Annotated in this window: 18 protein-coding genes; 4 read left to right on the top strand and 14 right to left on the bottom strand. The window is 54.8% G+C overall.

Features of this window, described 5'->3' with window-relative positions; genetic code table 11:
- Window positions 1–9: 9 nt before the first annotated feature.
- The 7 genes from rsxD to blr form a co-directional block, all read right to left on the bottom strand.
- The gene (gene rsxD / locus O9K67_RS13755) at window positions 10–1,062 is read right to left on the bottom strand and encodes an electron transport complex subunit RsxD (RefSeq protein ID WP_061495382.1); all 1,053 of its coding nucleotides are present in this window, start codon (window positions 1,060–1,062) and stop codon (window positions 10–12) included.
- Window positions 1,063–3,168, bottom strand: a complete 2,106-nt coding sequence (rsxC, locus tag O9K67_RS13750) for an electron transport complex subunit RsxC (protein WP_061495385.1) — start codon at window positions 3,166–3,168, stop codon at window positions 1,063–1,065.
- Window positions 3,161–3,739 (bottom strand): electron transport complex subunit RsxB, encoded by a 579-nt coding sequence (gene rsxB / locus O9K67_RS13745; RefSeq protein WP_061495388.1) that lies wholly within the window; start codon window positions 3,737–3,739, stop codon window positions 3,161–3,163. Before rsxB ends, rsxC begins: the two co-directional genes overlap by 8 nt.
- The gene (gene rsxA, locus O9K67_RS13740) at window positions 3,739–4,320 is read right to left on the bottom strand and encodes an electron transport complex subunit RsxA (protein ID WP_061495391.1); all 582 of its coding nucleotides are present in this window, start codon (window positions 4,318–4,320) and stop codon (window positions 3,739–3,741) included. Before rsxA ends, rsxB begins: the two co-directional genes overlap by 1 nt.
- Before the next feature lie 77 nt (window positions 4,321–4,397).
- On the bottom strand, window positions 4,398–4,838 hold the full coding sequence (locus tag O9K67_RS13735) for a DUF2569 domain-containing protein (RefSeq protein WP_061495394.1): 441 nt from the start codon (window positions 4,836–4,838) through the stop codon (window positions 4,398–4,400).
- 87 nt (window positions 4,839–4,925) lie between these two features.
- Window positions 4,926–5,141 carry a transcription modulator YdgT gene (gene ydgT, locus O9K67_RS13730; RefSeq protein ID WP_061495398.1) on the bottom strand — a complete coding sequence of 72 codons (216 nt, stop codon included), beginning with the start codon at window positions 5,139–5,141 and terminating at the stop codon, window positions 4,926–4,928.
- Between the two features lie 241 nt (window positions 5,142–5,382).
- Complete coding sequence (gene blr, locus O9K67_RS13725; RefSeq protein WP_061495401.1) at window positions 5,383–5,520, bottom strand: division septum protein Blr; 138 nt, start codon at window positions 5,518–5,520, stop codon at window positions 5,383–5,385.
- A 210-nt stretch (window positions 5,521–5,730) separates the two neighbouring features.
- On the opposite strand from blr, the gene O9K67_RS13720 reads away from it, so the two are divergent.
- Entirely contained in the window at window positions 5,731–6,771 is a 1,041-nt protein-coding gene (locus O9K67_RS13720) for an oxidoreductase (protein WP_061495404.1), read from the top strand.
- Window positions 6,772–6,809: 38 nt separating this feature from the next.
- Here O9K67_RS13720 and add read toward each other — a convergent pair whose 3' ends face one another.
- The 3 genes from add to manA all read right to left on the bottom strand — a co-directional run bounded on the left by add (window position 6,810) and on the right by manA (window position 10,851).
- Entirely contained in the window at window positions 6,810–7,811 is a 1,002-nt protein-coding gene (gene add, locus O9K67_RS13715; RefSeq protein WP_061495407.1) for an adenosine deaminase, read from the bottom strand.
- Window positions 7,812–8,039: 228 nt separating this feature from the next.
- Window positions 8,040–9,572 carry a YdgA family protein gene (locus tag O9K67_RS13710; protein WP_061495409.1) on the bottom strand — a complete coding sequence of 511 codons (1,533 nt, stop codon included), beginning with the start codon at window positions 9,570–9,572 and terminating at the stop codon, window positions 8,040–8,042.
- Window positions 9,573–9,678: 106 nt separating this feature from the next.
- On the bottom strand, window positions 9,679–10,851 hold the full coding sequence (gene manA / locus O9K67_RS13705) for a mannose-6-phosphate isomerase (protein WP_061495411.1): 1,173 nt from the start codon (window positions 10,849–10,851) through the stop codon (window positions 9,679–9,681).
- A 198-nt stretch (window positions 10,852–11,049) separates the two neighbouring features.
- Here manA and fumA point away from each other — a divergent pair, with 198 nt between their 5' ends.
- Together fumA and fumC are read left to right on the top strand one after the other, a co-directional pair.
- Window positions 11,050–12,696, top strand: coding sequence for a class I fumarate hydratase FumA (gene fumA, locus O9K67_RS13700; RefSeq protein WP_061495413.1), 1,647 nt, complete (start codon window positions 11,050–11,052; stop codon window positions 12,694–12,696).
- A 132-nt stretch (window positions 12,697–12,828) separates the two neighbouring features.
- Window positions 12,829–14,229, top strand: a complete 1,401-nt coding sequence (gene fumC / locus O9K67_RS13695; RefSeq protein WP_061495415.1) for a class II fumarate hydratase — start codon at window positions 12,829–12,831, stop codon at window positions 14,227–14,229.
- Here the strand turns inward: fumC and tus are convergent.
- The 3 genes from tus to rstA all read right to left on the bottom strand — a co-directional run bounded on the left by tus (window position 14,226) and on the right by rstA (window position 17,269).
- Window positions 14,226–15,155, bottom strand: a complete 930-nt coding sequence (gene tus / locus O9K67_RS13690) for a DNA replication terminus site-binding protein (RefSeq protein WP_061495417.1) — start codon at window positions 15,153–15,155, stop codon at window positions 14,226–14,228. The genes fumC and tus overlap by 4 nt on opposite strands.
- Before the next feature lie 80 nt (window positions 15,156–15,235).
- Window positions 15,236–16,528 (bottom strand): two-component system sensor histidine kinase RstB, encoded by a 1,293-nt coding sequence (gene rstB / locus O9K67_RS13685; protein WP_061495421.1) that lies wholly within the window; start codon window positions 16,526–16,528, stop codon window positions 15,236–15,238.
- Window positions 16,529–16,552: 24 nt separating this feature from the next.
- Window positions 16,553–17,269 (bottom strand): two-component system response regulator RstA, encoded by a 717-nt coding sequence (rstA, locus tag O9K67_RS13680; protein ID WP_061500002.1) that lies wholly within the window; start codon window positions 17,267–17,269, stop codon window positions 16,553–16,555.
- Between the two features lie 128 nt (window positions 17,270–17,397).
- Between rstA and O9K67_RS13675 the strand changes: the two genes are divergently transcribed.
- Entirely contained in the window at window positions 17,398–17,733 is a 336-nt protein-coding gene (locus O9K67_RS13675; protein WP_061495423.1) for a GlpM family protein, read from the top strand.
- A gap of 1 nt (window position 17,734) precedes the next feature.
- Here O9K67_RS13675 and O9K67_RS13670 read toward each other — a convergent pair whose 3' ends face one another.
- Complete coding sequence (locus tag O9K67_RS13670) at window positions 17,735–19,117, bottom strand: amino acid permease (RefSeq protein WP_061495426.1); 1,383 nt, start codon at window positions 19,115–19,117, stop codon at window positions 17,735–17,737.
- Window positions 19,118–19,221 lie beyond the last annotated feature (104 nt).

Here is a 19,221-nt window from a genome sequence, read left to right as displayed (position 1 = left end):
ACCGGCTCCTTAGCGATGCCCGTACACGCGTGGACGCGTGTAGTAGTCAATCAACGGCACGGTAATGTTGGCCAGCAACACCGCAAACGCCACACCGTCCGGATAGCCGCCAAAACTGCGAATCAACCATACCAGCAGACCAGCCAGTGCACCAAAAATCAGGCGGCCTTTGTTGGTGGTGGAGGCGGTCACCGGATCGGTAAGAATAAAGAACGCTCCCAGCATCGTTGCACCGGAGAGCAAATGAAGTTGTGGCGCGGCCAACGACGCAGGCGAAAAGATCCACCCCAGCGTGGCGCAGAGGGCCAGCGTGACGAGAAAACTGACCGGAATATGCCAGCGAATGGTTTTTTGCCACAGCAGGAACACGCCGCCTGCCAGATAACCGAGGTTCACCCACTGCCAGCCTGCGCCTGCAAGCACGCCGCTGTAAATCGGATATTGCAGGATCTGCTCAACGCTGTGACCGGCATGCAAAGACGTTTTGAAGGTATCAAGCGGTGTCGCCTGGCTTATGCCATCAATACCGATACGCAGGTTTTCCATGGTTGCACCCGTGGCGGTATGCCCGGTGAAAATCATCTGCATGGCATCGAAAAAACCGGGCGCGGTACGAGCGATGTCGTACGGCGGCAACCAACTGGTCATTTGCACCGGGAAAGAGATCAGCAGCACCACATAACCAATCATCGCCGGGTTAAACGGGTTATGTCCCAATCCACCATAGAGTTGCTTGGCGATGATCACCGCGAAAACGGTACCCAGCACCACCATCCACCAGGGGGCAAGAGACGGAATACTGATAGCAAGCAGAAGCCCGGTCAGCAGGGCGGAGTTGTCTGCCAGAATCTGACCGACGCGCTGTTTGCGTAACCGCAGTACCAGCGCTTCTGCCGCCAGCGCGCTGACGATGGCGAGGACGATTTGTACCCCTGTTCCCCAGCCGAAAAACCATAATTGCGCCGCAATGCCGGGCAGTGTCGCCAGCGTGACCAGCAGCATAATGCGTGAGGTCTGACGCTGGTTATGGGTATAGGGGGAACTTGCGATTCTGAAAACCATTTAATCCTCGTTGACAGCTTGTTGCGCACGCTTCTTCGCCTGAACCCGGGCAATGGCGGCGGCAACCGCGGCTTTGCGTGGGTCATCATTGGCTGCTTGCGGTACGGCGGCCTGCGACTGGGCTAATTTACGTGCTTTGGCACGAGCGATGGCTGCTTCCACAGCGGCTTTGCGTGGATCGACAGGTGCATCAGCCACCCCAGGTTCTTCTGCGATGGCCGGTTGTGGCTCATTAGTTCCACTTTGCGCCAGTTTGCGTGCTTTGGCACGAGCGATGGCAGCTTCCACTGCGGCTTTGCGCGGATCGACTGGCGCATCAGACACCAGGGGTTCTTCTGCGATGGCCGGTTGTGGCTCATTGGCTCCACTTTGCGCCAGTTTGCGTGCCTTGGCGCGGGCAATGGCTGCTTCCACTGCGGCTTTGCGCGGATCAACGGGGGCATCAGTCGCCGCAGGATGCTCCTGCTCTGTGCGCTGTGCTTTTTCAGCCTGGCGTGCACGTGCCTGCGCTTTTCGCGCTTCGCGGGCGGCGATCATTGCGCTGTTATCCGGCTGTTCGCCCGGCTGAATCACGACAGGTTTTGTGGCGGCAGCCTGTTTTTCACGGACGCGCGCCAGAGCAGCATCAATTGCCTGCTGATCTTTCGCACCCGGTTGCACGGCGGCTTGTTTGTGGCGTTCGAGGCGCGCGAGTTTGTCGCGCTCCAGCCGTGCCTGGCGGGCTTCAAAGCGTGCTTTGGCTTCAGCGTTGCGTCGTTCTTCCTCGGCGATGGCGGCGATCTCCGCCTTTTCCTGACGGAAATATTGCACCAGAGGGATATTACTCGGGCAGACCCAGGCGCACGCACCGCACTCAATACAGTCGGAAAGATGATGTGCGGTGGCTTTATCGTGCTGTTGACCTTTGCTGAACCAGTAGAGTTGCTGTGGCAGCAAATCCGCCGGGCAGGCATCAGCGCAGGCGCTGCAACGGATACACCCTTTCTCTTCTTGCGACTCACCCATTTCGCTTGCGGAGGGCGCCAGCAGGCAGTTTGTTATCTTAACGACCGGCACATCAAGCCACGGCAGGGTGAAGCCCATCAGCGGCCCGCCCATAATCACCAACTGCTCGGCAGAGGGGCAGAAACCCGCGACATCGAGCAGGTGGCGAACAGGTGTACCAAGGCGCGCCCAGACGTTACCCGGACGGGTGATCGCTTCGCCGGTTAAGGTCACTACGCGTTCGGTCAGCGGTTCGCCGTCGATGATAGCGCGTTTCACCGCATACGCTGTCCCGACGTTTTGCATCAGAATGCCAATATCGGAAGAGCGACCACCGTGCGGCACCTGCTTACCGGTAAGGATTTGCGTTAACTGTTTAGCACCGCCGGACGGGTATTTGGTAGGGATCACTTTCAGCTTGATATCGTGACTGCCCGCCAGTACCGCACGCATCATCGATATGGCCTGCGGCTTATTATCTTCGATGCCAATAAGAGTCTGACGCGGCTGAAGAATGTGCGCCAGGATACGCACGCCTTCCATAATTTGTGCTGCACAATCCTGCATCAGGCGATCGTCCGCTGTGATGTAAGGTTCGCACTCAGCAGCATTAATTATCAGCGTGTCAATGTTATCGCCTCCGCCCTGGAGCTTGGCACCGGTCGGGAAACCTGCACCACCCAGACCGGCGACACCGAACTGGTGAATACGCGTAATTAACGCGTCGCGGCTATGGGAACGGTAATCCTGCCAGCCATCGCGATCGATCCAGCGATCTTCACCATCGGCGTCAATGATCACGCTCATTTCCGGCAGTGCGGAAGGGTGCGCTGTCGAATGTGGCGCAATAGCGGTAATCACACCGGACGTCGGCGCGTGTACGGGCAGCATGCGCCCGCGACCACGGGTCAGCGGCTGACCGCGCAGAACAGTGTCGCCCACGTTTACGCATAGCTCGCCTTCAGCGCCGATATGCTGTTTCAAGGGGATGACAAAACGGTTCGCCAGTGGTATCTGGCGCAGCGGCGTTCCGTTTGATTGGGTTTTCATTTCAGGCGGATGAATACCGCCGTGAAAATCCCACAGTTTCTCTTTTCGGAAAGCGGAAAATAACTTAAGCATGTTGTTCCACGGCAATAGTGCGCACAGGAATGGTCTGCAAATCCCATTTCCAGTTACGGGTGGTCGCTTCCACCGGACGCAGTTCAATACACTGTGTCGGGCACGGATCCACACAAAGATTGCAACCGGTGCAAAGATCGCTCATCACCGTATGCATGGCGCGGGTTGCGCCAACGATGGCATCCACCGGGCAAGCCTGAATACATTTGGTGCAGCCGATGCAATTGTTTTCATCAATGATAGCCAGCATGCGCACGGGTTCCCTGGCCTCGGCATCGCCATCAATCGGTTGCGGATCGACATTCAACAGGGTGGCGATTTTGAGCATCACGGCCTCGCCGCCAGGGGCGCAGCGGTTAATTTTTTCGCCTTGTTTGCCAACGGCTTCAGCGTAAGGGCGACAGCCAGGATAGCCGCACTGCCCGCACTGGCTTTGCGGCAATAACTCATCAATTCTTTCAACGACCGGATCGTCTTCCACCGCAAATCGGCGGGAGGCGTAACCGAGAATAAGGCCGAATAACAACCCGAGCGCGCTCAGGGCTGCAACGGCTATCCAAATCGCACTCATTACAGTTTCACCAGACCACTAAAGCCCATAAAGGCCAGAGACATTAAGCCCGCAGTGATTAACGCAATCGCATTGCCGCGAAAAGGGGCGGGCACATCGGCAACGGCCAGGCGTTCGCGGATCGCCGCAAACAACACCATAACCAGAGAGAACCCTACCGCAGCAGCGAAACCATATAACGCCGATTGCATGAAATTGTGCCCAAGGTTGATATTGAGCAGGGCCACACCCAGCACCGCACAGTTGGTGGTGATCAGCGGCAGGAAGATACCCAGCAGGCGATAGAGCGCCGGGCTGGTTTTGCGCACCACCATTTCGGTGAACTGCACCACCACGGCGATAATCAGAATAAACGCCAGCGTGCGCAGATAGACTAAATCCAGCGGGATCAACACCCAGGTATCGATGAGCCAGGCGCAGACGGAGGCCAGCGTCATCACGAAAGTGGTCGCCAGTCCCATGCCCATCGCGCTTTCCAGTTTTTTGGATACGCCCATAAACGGACACAAGCCAAGAAACTTCACCAGTACGAAGTTATTGACCAGTACCGTTCCGATAAATAGCAGCAGATAGTCTGTCATGATGTGGCCTGAAATAAAAAAAGCCGCCTATTATCGGTCAAACAGCACCGGGCGACAACAGGATAACTGTAAGGTTATTACGGGTTAATAAAGGTCTTCTTAACGCGCGTGGAGCGCTTGAAATAGGGCACCATTAACGCGGCGGCAAGCAGCGGAAACAGCAACTGGCGTAAGGCCAGTTCGTCGGAAACCGGTGCAAAAGCAAAGGCTTTCACCGCCAGCAAGACGGAAATCAGCAACCAGACGATATAATGCTTCGGTACGCTACGGCGGCGTTTAAAAAAGGCAATCACCAGCCAGAAGGTGTAGTACCAGATACCCAGCGCGCAGGCGAACGACACAAACCACAGCAGTGTGTCGCGAAAGGGCATCGTACCGAGCATGGTGACGGTTTGCGGCGTCAATAATGCCGTTCCGTACATTAATAACGCCAGCGACGTGCTGAACAATACCACCAGCAACCAGGCCAGAGGGCCAAGCAACCAGCCGCCGATTCTTTCTGCGGAGAGTGTTGTCATATTGCATTCCTCGCTCAGGCATTATTGCGATAGGTTTATTGCGCCGGGCGAGGAGTATAAAGCATTACACGCTGATTGCCAGTGGCGTTATTGCACGTAATGCCATACGGATTTAGGAACGCATCCAATGTCAAACAGACGGCCACCGGAGACCAGCTCAGCGCGACGATGATCGGCTGCGCGGTACATATTGATGATCTCTTCGTTATCGCTCAAGGTGTAGTTAAGGTGATCAAACAATTTTTCCAGACTTTCAAGCGAACTGATTTTGCGAAATTTTAATAAATAGTCCTGGACGGTCATGTTGAGGGTTATCCATATAATCAAAGAGGCAGAAATACAGGTGTGTATAATTCGTTCGAATAATAAACATTATTAACAGGACGTAAATAGTCGCTGATTGTTCTGCCATTAAATTAAGAGTTTTCTTTCCGGATGAAACCGGGCGCCAGAACAGCGCCCGGTAGAAGAGTAACGATCTTCACCATGACTGGCAATAAACATCTGCTTGTTTATTTACTCGCCGTAAGGGATGCACTGCACGCTATTTTTTCTGTGCAACGATGCTTTGTTCCGGCGGCTGGTAATTATCAATATGGCTGGCGAAAACCAACAGTATGGTTGATACGCCGAGCACAACCCAGCCCATTAATTCAATGATCCGATTGAAGATTGCGGCCATACTTCTACTACTCCCTGATGTTAGCCCACGCATGTTACTGATACCGCCCGTTAGCGGCAAGGCGTTGATCGGGGATTTAAGCAGATTCCAGGCCAGGAAACCAGGGCTGAACGATGTTTATTTATACGATTTGCCCGGCAATAACTGAACAGGTTGTCGCAACGAGGCTGATAGTGTGAAATAGCTCATCCAACGAGGAGAGGCCGCAATATGAGTGATAATATCCGTGTCGGATTAATCGGTTATGGCTATGCCAGTAAAACCTTCCACGCGCCGCTGATTGCCGGAACAGCAGGGATGGAGCTGGCGGCCATTTCCAGCAGTGATGAAGCGAAAGTGAAAGCGGATTGGCCTGCGGTGCCGGTTGTTTCGGAACCTAAACACCTGTTTAACGATCCGCAAATCGATTTGATTGTTATCCCGACCCCCAACGATACACACTTCCCACTGGCGAAAGCGGCGCTGGAGGCTGGTAAACATGTTGTGGTGGACAAACCTTTCACTGTGACGTTGTCACAGGCACGTGAACTGGATGCGCTGGCGCGCAGTCTTGGTCGTGTGCTATCGGTGTTCCATAACCGTCGTTGGGACAGCGATTTCCTGACACTAAAAGCGCTGCTTGCTGACGGTACGCTTGGTGAAGTGGCTTATTTCGAATCCCATTTCGACCGCTACCGCCCGCAGGTGCGCAATCGCTGGCGCGAACAGGGCGGTCCGGGCAGCGGGATCTGGTACGACTTAGCACCGCACCTGCTCGATCAGGCGGTTAACTTGTTTGGTCTGCCGGTTTCCATGACGGTCGATTTGGCGCAGTTACGCCCCGGAGCCCAGTCAACCGACTATTTCCATGCGGTGCTCTCGTACCCGCAGCGTCGGGTAATACTGCACGGTACCCTTCTGGCGGCGGCTGAATCTGCCCGCTATATCGTGCACGGCAGCCGCGGCAGTTATGTGAAATACGGTCTCGACCCACAGGAGGAGTGCCTGAAAAGCGGTGCGCGCCTGCCGCAGGCGGACTGGGGCTATGACATGCGGGATGGGGTGCTGACTCGCGTGGAAGGCGAAGAGCGTCAGGAAGAGAACTGGCTCACGCTGCCGGGGAATTACCCTGCTTATTATGCTGCGATCCGCGATGCGCTGAACGGTGTCGGTGAAAACCCGGTTCCGGCCAGCCAGGCTATCCGGATCATGGAGCTGATCGAACTGGGTATTGAGTCGGCGAAACACCGCGCCACGCTGAGTCTCACCTGAGGATGAACCGCTCACGCAAGGACGTGAGCGGTTTTTTATTACGCAGTAGCGACTTTATCGCGAAGCGTCTGTTTCTCGCTGTCGCTGAGAAACGCCATCTCCAGCCCGTTGATTTGCGCCTGGCGGATCTGGTCGCGGCTCAGCCCTGCAGCCGGGGCGGCCACATTATATTCGTGACCAATTTCCACGCCCTGAACCGCAGGATCGTCAGTGTTGATGCTGGCCAGAATTCCGTGCTCAAGGAATGTCTTCAGCGGATGACGCGCCAGCGACGCGACGGTGCTGGTCTGAATATTCGACGTTAAGCAGGATTCGATGCCGATTCGCTGCTCCGCAAGGAAATCCATCAGCGCGGGATCTTCAATGGCTTTTACGCCATGCCCGATGCGTACCGCGCCCAGTTCACGGATCGCCTGCCAGATGCTCTCTGGACCCGCAGCTTCGCCTGCATGAACGGTAATACGCCAGCCCGCATCGCGCGCGCGGTTAAAGTGAGGTAGAAACAGGCTTCCCGGGAAGCCCAGTTCGTCGCCGGCCAGATCCAGTGCAGTGATGCTGTCCCGATGGGCCAGCAGCGCTTCCAGTTCCTGCAAACAGGCGGCTTCGCCAAAGGTGCGGCTCATAATACCAATTAAACGCGCCTCAACATTAAAGTCGCGACTGCCTTCGCGGATCCCGGCAATCACCGATTCCACTACGCCCGCCACTGGCAGGTTATGGGTCATGGCCATATAACCCGGCGAGAAGCGGAGTTCGACATAGTGCAGGCCGTTTTGCGCGGCATCCTGCATATTTTCATACGCAACGCGGCGGCAGGCATCCAGCGATGCCAGTACTTTTACACCCCAGTCGAGTTTGGCCAGAAAACTCACCAGATCCGGTTCATTCGAGGTGACCTGAACATGCGGGCGCAGGGTGTCGAGCGTCCCGGCGGGGAGCGTTAAATTGAACTGGCGGCCAAGATCCAGAATGGTTTGGGCACGGATGTTGCCGTCAAGGTGGCGATGAATATCGGTTAGTGGCAGGTTGGGATCTATCATGGTCGCACTCTTATTTTTGATAAAGTGCAGACCATTATAAGAAGAAAAGGCCGTGAAAAGCTATGTTGCGCAACCAGCAAAGCGCAATTGCGTCATTATTCTCTGGTCAGGTACAGCGTTCGCAGCAATGAATCCGGCCATGCAGCATATCTGTTTGGCCGTGAGCCCTGGCGTGAAAGCACAGCCTTATGGGATAAAAAAAGCCCCTCCGCAGAGGGGCTTTTCAGATTATTGCTGCGGAACCGCCGGTGTCAGCGGTGGGGTTTCATCAGGCTGTTCCTGCTGTTGCAGTGACGGCAAGCCGAACATACCGACAAACTGCTCAAGCGGCATTTTTTCTCCGTTCAGCGTGACCTGGCCATTGGCATATTGCAGGCTGGCAAGGATGGTGTTGTTCTCAAGCGTGGTGATGCGGAACATCTGCCCCATTGCGGCAAGGCCTTTCACCTGCTGGTTCGCCAGCTTCGCCGCATCTTCCTGCTGATAACCTTCCAGTTTCGCAACCTGCGTCATAAACTCGGTGGCCATATCCACCGGAATAGTCAGCTTGCTGTCGAGAGATTTCACATTCCGGTCGACTTCTTCCGCCAGCGTTTGCGGTGCTGCGGTCACGCTAGCAGGATCTTTCAGGAACAATGAAAGGTTAAACGTGGTTTCACCTTTGGCATTTTTCCAACTCAGCGGTGCGATGGTAATGACCGGTTCGCCTTTCAGCAGCAATGGTACGGCGCTCAGGAAGGCCTCAGTGGCTTTTTGCTGATACAGTTCCGGGTTCTGCATCACATCCGGTTGCGCCATCAGGGCGCGGGTTTGCGCATTATACTGCTGGCTAAACTGATGCCATGCCTGACCATCAATCTGGCCCACTTTCAATGTCAGGTTGCCGCTGCCCAGATCCTGCCCCTGAACTTTCAGGCTATTCAGCGTGTAGTCCAGCTGGCTGTTAATGGTTTTTTTGTCCGCCGCGACGTCAGATTTTGCGTTGATATTCATCCCGTCCAGCACCGCCATTTCTTTATTCTCAATGGCGATGGCGAGCTTATCGAGGCTCAGTTTCTGGCTTCCCACGCGCTCTTCGAAGCTGGCCAGTTCGCTGGAACCGTCGGTTTTAAGGTTGTTGAACGACAACTGTACCTTCTGACCGTATTCATTGACGGCATTCACCAGGCCGCTTTCAGCGGAGCCGCTCAACGAAATGGCATTGCCGTCTTTATCGGCGGTGAGGCGGAACTCGCCACCACTGAAGGCCACGGTCTCGCCGTCTTTTTCTGAGTTAAGCGGGCGCAGGCTGATATCGCTGCGGGTATCCCCGCTGTAACCAATTCGCGTATCGGCAGTAAAAGGCGATTCGCCCTTCGCAATCTCGAACAGCGCTTTGGTCACGTCATTATTAACAAGTTCGGTATGAACAGACGCCATTGATGGCATCAGATTGAATGACTTTAGCTGCGCCAGCGGCAGTGGACCGTGATCCACAACTTCATGCAGCACAACGCTTTGACCCGGTTTCAGCCACGGGTTTTCGCTGCCGTCTACCGGCTTGATTTGCAGATTGAACTGGCTGGAGAAGAGACCGCGGCGATAATCCTGCGCCAGCAATTCGACATTGGCTTCCGGTGCGTTGCGCTTAATTTGCGCATTTGCCTCACTGACCATATCGGCCAGACGGCCTTCAAGTTGTTTCCCTGTGTACCAGGCGCCTGCGGTCCAGACGACACCCAGTGCAACGATCACTCCTGCGGCAACCAGCGTTTTTTTCATAGTGTTTATCCATAAAAAATGAAACCAGGCGGTGTAAACCGCCTGGACTGTTGAGTTAGTTACCCCAAGCTTAGCAATCCTTGCTAAAAAATACAGTAACTTAGTTTTACTTATTAAACACGCGCGCCAGTCGGCCCGTACCGCTTGCTGCCACCGCTGTTTCGTCTGCAGCAATAAACGCGGATTCGCCCGGTTTCAACACCAGACGCTCTGCGCCCTTGCTCAGCACCGCTTCGCCTTCCACACAGAAAACAATCGCCGCGCTTTGTTGCGTCAGACTGGTTTCCGTAGGCGACAGATCGTGCAGAGAGAAAGCAAAGTCCTCTACCGGGATCGGGAAATCGAGTTCAGCGCCGTTGCGGGTGGGCTGGGTCAGTAATTCTCCCGCCGGTTTCGGCGTAAATTTAACGTTGGCCACCAGTTCCGGAATATCAATGTATTTCGGCGTTAGCCCCGCACGCAGGACGTTATCCGAGTTCGCCATCACTTCCAGCGCCACGCCTTTCAGGTAGGCATGTGGCGTTTCGGCAAACAGAAACATGGCTTCACCCGGATTGAGTTTTACCACGTTAAGTAGCAGCGGAGAGAAGAGGCCGCTGTCGTCAGGGTAGAACGCCGCAATGGCCTTGATGGTTTGCCACGGTTCACCCTGCTGATGTTCCAGTACGGATTTCAGTACCGCCAGCGCGCGGGATTTTTCCTCACCCTGCATATTCAGTAATGCGGCGAACAGTTCGCTCAGGCGTTCAGCCCCCGGCGCTTGCAGGAAGTGGGCGATCGCAGGATGCGCGCCGGCAACCGGCTGCAATAATGAAACGATGTCGGAAAACTCGCGAAACGCATTCATCGCCAGGAACGGCGTCAGGGCGAACACCAGCTCCGGTTTATGGTTCGGATCTTTATAATTACGCTCGGCCGCGCTCAGCGGGATGCCGGCGGCGTTCTCTTTGGCAAAGCCAGCTTCAGAGTTTTTCTTGTTCGGATGTACCTGAATGGAGAGTGGCTGATCGGCACAGAGCACTTTAAACAGAAACGGCAATTCACCAAAACGTTCGGCAACGGCAGTACCCAGCAGGCGACGTTTATCCTGGTCGATCACCTCGCGAAGCACTTGGGGTTGACCGCTGGCATCCAGTACTTTTGAGCTGCTCTTCGGGTGGGCGCCCATCCATAACTCCGCCATCGGCAGGTTGTCGGGATTCGCGATACCGTAGAGTTCCGTTAACGCAGTATGACTTCCCCAGGCATAGTTCTGCACTGAGTTAATGAGTTTTTGCATTATCAAGCCCTTTCAATTGAACACATTATTGCGTCATTAAAGCAATAAACCTTCGCGAAGTAACCTGCGGGGACAAAAAGTCGTACTAGTCTCAGTTTTTGTTAAAAAATTGTGTAGGATATGGCGACTCGCTATGCCAGAGGGCAGAGGGATATGCTGCCTGAACAATAACCAGATCGTGTCGTAAGTGAGAGAACAATGTCGAACAAACCCTTTTATTATCAGGAACCTTTCCCGCTCGGAAAGGATGACACCGAATACTATCTGCTCAGCCGCGACCATGTTTCCGTCGCCCACTTCGAAGGCCAGGAGATCCTTAAAGTCGATCCGCAGGCGCTGACGTTGCTGGCTCAGCATGCTTTCCACGATGCATCCTTCCTACTGCGCCCGGCGCACCAACAGCAGGTGGCGGATATTCTGGATGACCCGCAAGCCAGTGAGAACGACAAATATGTTGCGCTACAGTTTCTGCGTAACTCAGAGATCGCCGCGAAGGGGATTCTGCCTACCTGCCAGGATACCGGTACCGCCATCATTATGGGGAAAAAAGGGCAGCGCGTGTGGACGGGCGGCGGTGATGAAGCGGCGCTGGCACGCGGCGTCTACAACACCTATATCGAAGATAACCTGCGCTATTCGCAAAATGCCCCGCTCGATATGTATAAAGAAGTGAATACCGGCAGCAATCTGCCAGCGCAGATTGATCTCTACAGCGTGGATGGCGACGAGTACAAATTTCTCTGTATCGCCAAGGGTGGCGGTTCCGCCAATAAAACCTATCTGTATCAGGAAACCAAGGCGCTGATTACCCCGGCGAAACTTAAAAATTACCTGGTCGAGAAAATGCGCACCCTTGGTACTGCCGCCTGCCCGCCATACCACATCGCCTTTGTCATTGGCGGCACGTCGGCGGAAGCCACGCTTAAGACGGTAAAACTGGCCTCAACCAAATATTACGATGCGCTGCCGACAGAAGGTAACGAGCATGGTCAGGCATTCCGTGATGTGCAACTCGAACAGGAGCTGCTGCTGGAAGCGCAAAACCTTGGCCTCGGTGCACAGTTTGGCGGGAAATATTTTGCCCACGATATTCGCGTGATCCGTCTTCCGCGCCATGGCGCCTCCTGCCCGGTGGGGATGGGGGTTTCCTGCTCAGCGGATCGTAATATCAAAGGTAAAATCAACCGCGATGGCATCTGGCTGGAGAAACTGGAGCAGAATCCGGGTAAATATATCCCGCAGGCGCTGCGTCAGGCAGGTGAGGGGGAAGCAGTGAAGGTGGATCTCAATCGCCCGATGAAAGAGATCCTCGCGCAACTGACACAATACCCGGTCTCCACACGCCTGTCGCTGAGCGGCACCATCATGGTCGCGCGCGACATCGCGCATGCGAAGCTGAAAGAGCTGATGGATAACGGCCAACCGCTGCCGCAATATGTGAAAGATCACCCAATTTACTACGCTGGTCCGGCGAAAACGCCGGAAGGTTACGCGTCAGGTTCGTTGGGCCCGACTACCGCCGGGCGCATGGACTCCTACGTTGATCAGCTGCAGTCGCAAGGCGGTAGCATGATCATGCTGGCGAAAGGTAACCGCAGCCAACAGGTGACGGACGCCTGTGCAAAACATGGCGGTTTCTACCTGGGAAGCATTGGCGGCCCGGCGGCGATTCTGGCGCAGAACAGCATTAAAAGTCTGGAGTGCGTGGCGTACCCTGAGCTGGGTATGGAGGCCATCTGGAAAATCGATGTTGAAGACTTCCCGGCGTTTATCCTTGTGGATGACAAAGGCAACGACTTCTTCCAGCAGATCCAGTCCGGGCAGTGCGCGCGCTGCGTGAAGTAATATCACCGCCCTTCGGGGCGGTTTTTTAAGCACAAAGCATTAAACGACATAATAAAAAGCATCAATACTTTGACTTGTTTGCAGGTGAGCAATGTCGGCACTCAACACCACTTTGTATTCAAGGAGAAAGTAATGACAACGCATCGCAGTGAGAAAGATTCAATGGGCGCGATTGACGTCCCGGCCGATAAGCTGTGGGGAGCGCAGACCCAGCGATCGCTCGAGCATTTCCGTATATCGACGGAAAAAATGCCGGTCTCGCTGATCCACGCGCTGGCGCTGACCAAACGTGCGGCAGCGAAGGTTAACCAGGATCTGGGGTTGCTGCCTGCCGAAAAAGCCGGCGCCATTATCGCGGCGGCGGATGAGGTGCTGGAGGGGAAGCATCCCGATGAGTTTCCGCTGGCAATCTGGCAGACCGGCTCCGGCACGCAAAGCAATATGAACATGAATGAGGTGTTGGCAAATCGCGGTAGCGAGATCCTCGGTGGTGTTCGCGGCATGGCGCGTAAAATCCATCCCAATGATGACGTCAATAAAAGCCAGAGTTCGAATGACGTGTTTCCCACCGCGATGCATGTGGCGGCAGTGATTGCGGTCCGCGAACATTTACTGCCCCAGCTTCAGGTACTGAAGCAGACACTCAGCGAAAAATCTATCGCCTTTGCTGATATCGTCAAAATTGGCCGTACACATTTGCAGGATGCCACGCCGCTAACGCTCGGCCAGGAGATCTCCGGCTGGGTGGCGATGCTGGAGCACAATCTCAAACACATTGAACTGAACCTGCCGCACCTTGGTGAGCTGGCGCTGGGCGGTACTGCCGTTGGCACCGGGCTGAATACCCATCCGGAATATGCCAGGCGCGTGGCGGAAGAGCTGGCGAATATTACCCGGCAACCGTTTATCACCGCGCCGAATAAATTCGAAGCGCTGGCGACCTGCGATGCACTGGTGCAGATGCATGGCGCGTTGAAAGGGCTGGCGGCGTCGCTCATGAAGATTGCCAACGATGTCCGCTGGCTGGCTTCCGGTCCCCGTTGCGGTATCGGGGAAATCGCCATTCCGGAAAACGAACCTGGTAGCTCGATCATGCCGGGTAAAGTCAACCCCACCCAGTGCGAAGCCATGACGATGCTCTGCGCGCAGGTGTTGGGCAATGATGTGGCGGTAAACATTGGCGGCGCATCCGGCAACTTTGAACTCAACGTTTTTCGCCCGCTGGTGATCCACAATTTCCTGCAATCTGTGCGCTTACTGGCAGATGGAATGGAAAGCTTTAATGCGCACTGTGCGGTGGGCATTGAACCGAACCGTGAGCGAATTGATCAACTGCTTAATGAGTCACTGATGTTGGTGACGGCGCTCAATACCCATATCGGTTACGACAAAGCGGCGGAAATCGCCAAGAAAGCGCACAAGGAAGGACTTACGCTGAAAGCTTCGGCGCTGGCGCTCGGCTATCTGACAGAAGCCGAGTTTGACAGTTGGGTACGCCCGGAATCGATGGTTGGCAGCATGAAACCCGCCTAATCCGCAAGATAGAGGTGCAGTCGCGGGATCATCAGCGTTAGCGGCTGTGCCTCAGGTTTATACCGGTGCTGAACATTATCGGCGTGGTAATCCAGCAGTTCGCCGATGTCTGGCACCGTTCCGCCATTTTCCTCAGAAATAAAAGCAATCAGCGGGGTCGGGCAGGCGTATTGCACCTGTTTTTGCGACCCTGAATACCAGACCCGCGCAATCGGCTGCACTTTTACCGGCCGCTTGATCTTCAACCGCGCCTGTTTCGGCAGGGCAGCAATGTCGTTGTACTCCTGCTCGACCCGAACCAGCCACTGTTCCCGCGTCCAGGCGGCGACGGCGCGTGGGGATTTCATACTTTTTTCCAGTTGTGCCAGCACCTCATCACGGGTGAGGTTCTTAATAATGTGCTTATTGGCCCAGCCAAAGCGGATGGTGGCTGGCGCGTCAATGACGGTCAGTGTCCGGTAGGCATTCAGGGTGATCAAACCCGGCAGGTGACGGTGCACCCATTCAAAACGGGCTGCGGAGGCAAGGCCTGATTCCACGGTGACAATGCGCTCAAAGGTAAGTTTCAGTGCGTTAATGGTGCTGACGCGTTTTTCCAGCATGGCGCGCGTCACTGCATTCGTCTGGTAACAAAGCACCCCCGGCAGGCGCACTGCGGCTTTACTGCTGCGGTTTTCTGACTGCTGCTGGATAAACAGATGCGTGTAATGGCGTAGCGCAAGCTCTGCTGCAGATTGACCAATATGCTGCTGCACATGAATGCACGACAGCGGGTCGTGCTCAGCACCTTTCGGGATCGCCGGCAGCGTAAACACGCGCGCGGCCATTAAACGGCATGCATTCAATTCCGTTTTCAATGCAGCCAGCTCATGCTCAAGCTGGCGAAAGGTCGTATTAAGGCGATCGATAAGGTCTAATGCAGTCATTATCTGTCCTTATTAGTTACAACATACTTTTAAGTTATAACACAGGTGCAGGATTTCGGCCACTGCGCGGTTGCTGCTTATCAGGGCAGCACAATGTGATGGTAGATGGGCCAGTTGAAGGTAAATTGCGCGCCGCCCAGTTCGCTTTGCGAACACAGCACTTCGCCGCCAAATGCCTGGGCAATGGAGTGGACAATGGCCAGCCCAAGACCGCAGCCGCCTGTGGCGCGATCGCGGCTGGGATCAAGGCGGACAAAGGGCTCAAATACACGCTGACGTTCTTCCGGCGCGATGCCCGGGCCATCGTCTTCAACGATCAGACTGGCCTGTGAACCCTGGCGTTGCAACGTGACTTTGACCGTTTGCTGGCAATAGCGCAGCGCATTATTCACCAGATTATCCAGTACCCGCTCCATCAGACGCATATCCAGCGCGCCGTAATCATCGCCGGGTGTACAAGTCAGTAATAGTTGGTGCTGCGGATTCATCGTCCGGGCATCATCCATATAGCTGTTAAACCAGGCAGGGAGATCCGGGCTGGTCAGTTTCAGTTCGGTTTGTGGGCGGTCAAGACGGGCGTAGGTCAGCAGCTCTTCGATCAGCGCCTCCAGTTGCCCGATATCGCGGTTCAGCGCGGCATGTTCGGCCTCGCTAAGGTTATCGCTCATCTCCAGCCGGTAACGCAGCCGGACCAGCGGCGTTCGCAATTCATGCGCGATACCGTCAATGAGCTGCTTTTTACTGGCGATCAACGCATTAATGTTGTCCGCCATTTGGTTAAAGGCGATGCCTAACCGCTCAAAACTTGACGCGCTGTCAAAATGGATACGTTCCTCAAGATGGCCTTCGCCAAAGCGTTGCGCGGCGGATTCAAGCCGTAGCATCTCTTGCCAGTGTGGCCGCATCCAGATAAACACCGGAAAAGCGAGGGAGATAGCGATAAAGGCCATCAGCGCCATATCCAGCAGGCGCATTTCATGCAGGAAAAACAGATACGGCACCGGCCCTACGGCCAGTACATAGTGGCTACGCGGAATACGCTGAATGAAGGTGTATTCAGAATCCAGTGCCACAATGTCGCCTTCACGCAGACGTTGAGCATGCGGCGCATCGAGCGTGAATTTGTTCATAGGCTCGATACGCAGATTAAAGGAGAGATTCAGATCCAGCTCTTTCAGGGTATTAGCCCACTGATGCGGCGGAATTTCTCGCAGCTCGCTGCGCATCAAATAGAGTGAACTCTTCATCAGATCATCAAGGGTCTGGCGACCTGCACGCTCGGCCGTAAATTTATATACCAGGCCCACCAGCATCGTCATCACGATAAAGCACACGAACAGCAGAAGGTAAAACTGGACGAACAGCTTCTTCATAGTGACACCTGGTTAAATGCTTTTTTAGTTGTCCCACGCATGCGGGGCAAACAGATAGCCTTTATTGCGTACGGTTTTGATGCGGTAAGGCTCTGTGGCGCTGTCGAGCAGTTTTTTCCGCAGGCGAGAAATCGCCACATCCACGCTGCGATCAAGGCCGTCGTAAGTCACACCGCGCAAATTTTTCAACAGCGCATCGCGATCCATAATCTGCCCGGCGTGCGTGGCCAGCTCCCAGAGCAAATCGAAGTCCGCAGTAGAAAGGATCACCTCTTCGCCGCTCAGCAGCACCTGACGGTTTACCGGATCAATCGATAGCGTGCCAAAACGAATAATGTTGTGTTGCTTCAGGGGAGGCGCTGCTGGCTCTGCTGGCGTACTGGTACGTTGGCGTAAATGCAAACGCAACCGGGCCAGCAACACGGCGGGCGGTGTGGTTTTAAGAATATAATCATTGGCGCCCATTTCCAGCGAAAGGATATGGTTCATATCACTGTCGAGGGAGGTGAGCAGAACAATCGGGCCATTCCACTGCTGACGTAAATCGCGACACAACGTCATACCATCTTTACCGGGCAGCATAATATCCAGTAGCACCAGTTCAGGATTGACCCGTGCGATGACCTCTTCGGCGCGATCACCGCGAGGTTCTACAATGACATCCATATCGTGTTTGCCCAGATAAGCGGCGATCAACGCGCCCACTTCCGGGTCGTCTTCTACAAAAACGATCTTATTCATAAGCCATTGCGATTGACTAAAAACGTCAACATACACCGCCTTGCTGCAACCTGCCATTAATCTTTTCTAAACAAGACGTGTTCCGTTATGCTGTAGGTCTTTGTTGTTGAAGTAATAAAGGCCAAATTATGGGGTTGGTTATTAAAGCAGCGATCGGTGCGTTAGTGGTGTTGCTGATTGGGTTACTGGCAAAAACGAAGAATTACTACATTGCCGGGTTAATCCCGCTCTTTCCCACCTTCGCCTTGATTGCACATTATATTGTTGCAACGGAGCGCGGTATTGAGGCGCTACGTACCACTGTTATTTTTGGAATGTGGGCGATCATTCCCTATTTTATCTATCTGCTCTCGCTGTGGTATTTCACCGGCTTTATGCGGGTCTGGCCGGCGCTGGGCTGTGCGGTGCTCTGCTGGAGCCTCAGCGCCTGGCTGCTTATCTTTTGTTGGAGCCGCCTCCACTAAGTTATTTCACCAGCAGCCATGTTGCGGGAACCGCCGCGATCAGCAACAGACCAATCAGCGCTTTTTCCCGGCGCTTGAGCAACTCGGTCATTTCATGGGTGCGGCGGGCATACATAAAGACCAGTAAACCTGGCGCATACAGTACCACTGACAATAATAAGTGCATGGGCCCGGAGGCGTACAGCAGCCATAATCCATACAGACATGCACCGATTGCAACGGCCTGATGCAGCGGACGGCTGGCGATTTTCAGCAAATAGGCACCCACCAGGAAATAGGGCACGAGGATCATCTCAGACGCGATCGTCAGCAGCGTATTGTAATCAGACCCCGTCAGCCAGATCAGCACCAGTGAGACCTGTACGCTGATGTTGGTCAGCCACAGCGATGCGGCAGGGGCATTATTTTTATTTTGATGGGCGAAAATACGCGGGAACGCTTTATGTGTCGCTGCCAGCAACGGGACTTCCGCTGCCATAATTGTCCAGCTCAAGTAAGCGCCGCACACCGACACGATCAGCCCGGCGGCGATAATCACCTCACCCCAGCTACCGATCAGTCTGACCATCAATCCGGCCATTGACGGGTTACGAATTCCCGCCAGTTCGGCTCGCGGCACCACCCCGAGCGACAGCAGTGTCACCAGCAGGTAGACACCCAGCGCCGCCAGTACCGCCAGCAGCGTGGCGCGGCCGACATCCCGTTTGTTACGCGCGCGAGCAGAAACCACCACGGCACCTTCCACACCGATAAACACCCACAGGGTGATCAGCATGGTGTTTTTAACCTGTTCCCAGACCGGCACGCCGAGCGCAACGCCGCTAAAGTCAAATTTGAATGTGTCGACATTAAACGCCACTGCCGCCAGTACCACAAACAAGCCCAACGGGACTAACTTCGCCAGCGTTGCCACCAGGTTGATACTTGCCGCAGTCTGCACACCGCGTAGCACCAGAGCATGGACAATCCACAGCAGCGCCGATGCACCCACAATAGACTGCCAGGTATTGCCATCGCCAAACAGACGTAGTTGCGGTGTATCGGTAAAGAAACTGAGCGCAGAGAAAACGATCACCAGGTAGGAAACGTTGGCTATCACCGCGCACAGCCAGTACCCCCATGCGGAACAGAAGCCAACCAGCTCACCGAAGCCTGCACGAGCATAGGTAAAAATCCCACCGTCGAGGTCCGGTCGAATACGGGTCAGGATCAGCATGGCGAAAGCCAGAAGTAAAATCCCTGCGCCGGTAATGGCCCAGCCGATCAGTAAAGCCGCAGGACTGGCGACCTCCGCCATATTCTGTGGAAGGCTGAAGACGCCAGCGCCGAGCATTGAGCTTAAAACGAGAGCAGTCAAAGCGCTAAGGCCAAGTTTCTTTTCCATTGTTATCCTGTCAAAAAAGCCACTCATCCAGAATAATTATTTTGCCGGGGCGCATAAATATGGTGGATATCACTAAGGCGCGGGATTTTACGGAGAGTCGCAAA

The organism is Kosakonia oryzendophytica, from assembly GCF_027886705.1.
Classification (GTDB): Bacteria; Pseudomonadota; Gammaproteobacteria; order Enterobacterales; family Enterobacteriaceae; genus Kosakonia; species Kosakonia oryzendophytica.
The sequence above is the reverse complement of the archived record's forward strand: the minus strand, read 5'-3'. Positions and strand labels throughout refer to the sequence as shown.

Coding starts and splice junctions, on each gene's coding strand:
- add (WP_061495407.1), bottom strand. CDS start 7,811: ATGATAGATCCCAACCTGCCACTAACCGATATTCATCGCCACCTTGAC.
- fumA (WP_061495413.1), top strand. CDS start 11,050: ATGTCGAACAAACCCTTTTATTATCAGGAACCTTTCCCGCTCGGAAAG.
- tus (WP_061495417.1), bottom strand. CDS start 15,155: ATGACTGCATTAGACCTTATCGATCGCCTTAATACGACCTTTCGCCAG.
- O9K67_RS13675 (WP_061495423.1), top strand. CDS start 17,398: ATGGGGTTGGTTATTAAAGCAGCGATCGGTGCGTTAGTGGTGTTGCTG.
- rsxC (WP_061495385.1), bottom strand. CDS start 3,168: ATGCTTAAGTTATTTTCCGCTTTCCGAAAAGAGAAACTGTGGGATTTT.
- O9K67_RS13720 (WP_061495404.1), top strand. CDS start 5,731: ATGAGTGATAATATCCGTGTCGGATTAATCGGTTATGGCTATGCCAGT.
- ydgT (WP_061495398.1), bottom strand. CDS start 5,141: ATGACCGTCCAGGACTATTTATTAAAATTTCGCAAAATCAGTTCGCTT.
- O9K67_RS13735 (WP_061495394.1), bottom strand. CDS start 4,838: ATGACAACACTCTCCGCAGAAAGAATCGGCGGCTGGTTGCTTGGCCCT.
- rsxB (WP_061495388.1), bottom strand. CDS start 3,739: ATGAGTGCGATTTGGATAGCCGTTGCAGCCCTGAGCGCGCTCGGGTTG.
- manA (WP_061495411.1), bottom strand. CDS start 10,851: ATGCAAAAACTCATTAACTCAGTGCAGAACTATGCCTGGGGAAGTCAT.
- blr (WP_061495401.1), bottom strand. CDS start 5,520: ATGGCCGCAATCTTCAATCGGATCATTGAATTAATGGGCTGGGTTGTG.
- rsxA (WP_061495391.1), bottom strand. CDS start 4,320: ATGACAGACTATCTGCTGCTATTTATCGGAACGGTACTGGTCAATAAC.
- rstA (WP_061500002.1), bottom strand. CDS start 17,269: ATGAATAAGATCGTTTTTGTAGAAGACGACCCGGAAGTGGGCGCGTTG.
- rstB (WP_061495421.1), bottom strand. CDS start 16,528: ATGAAGAAGCTGTTCGTCCAGTTTTACCTTCTGCTGTTCGTGTGCTTT.
- rsxD (WP_061495382.1), bottom strand. CDS start 1,062: ATGGTTTTCAGAATCGCAAGTTCCCCCTATACCCATAACCAGCGTCAG.
- O9K67_RS13670 (WP_061495426.1), bottom strand. CDS start 19,117: ATGGAAAAGAAACTTGGCCTTAGCGCTTTGACTGCTCTCGTTTTAAGC.
- O9K67_RS13710 (WP_061495409.1), bottom strand. CDS start 9,572: ATGAAAAAAACGCTGGTTGCCGCAGGAGTGATCGTTGCACTGGGTGTC.
- fumC (WP_061495415.1), top strand. CDS start 12,829: ATGACAACGCATCGCAGTGAGAAAGATTCAATGGGCGCGATTGACGTC.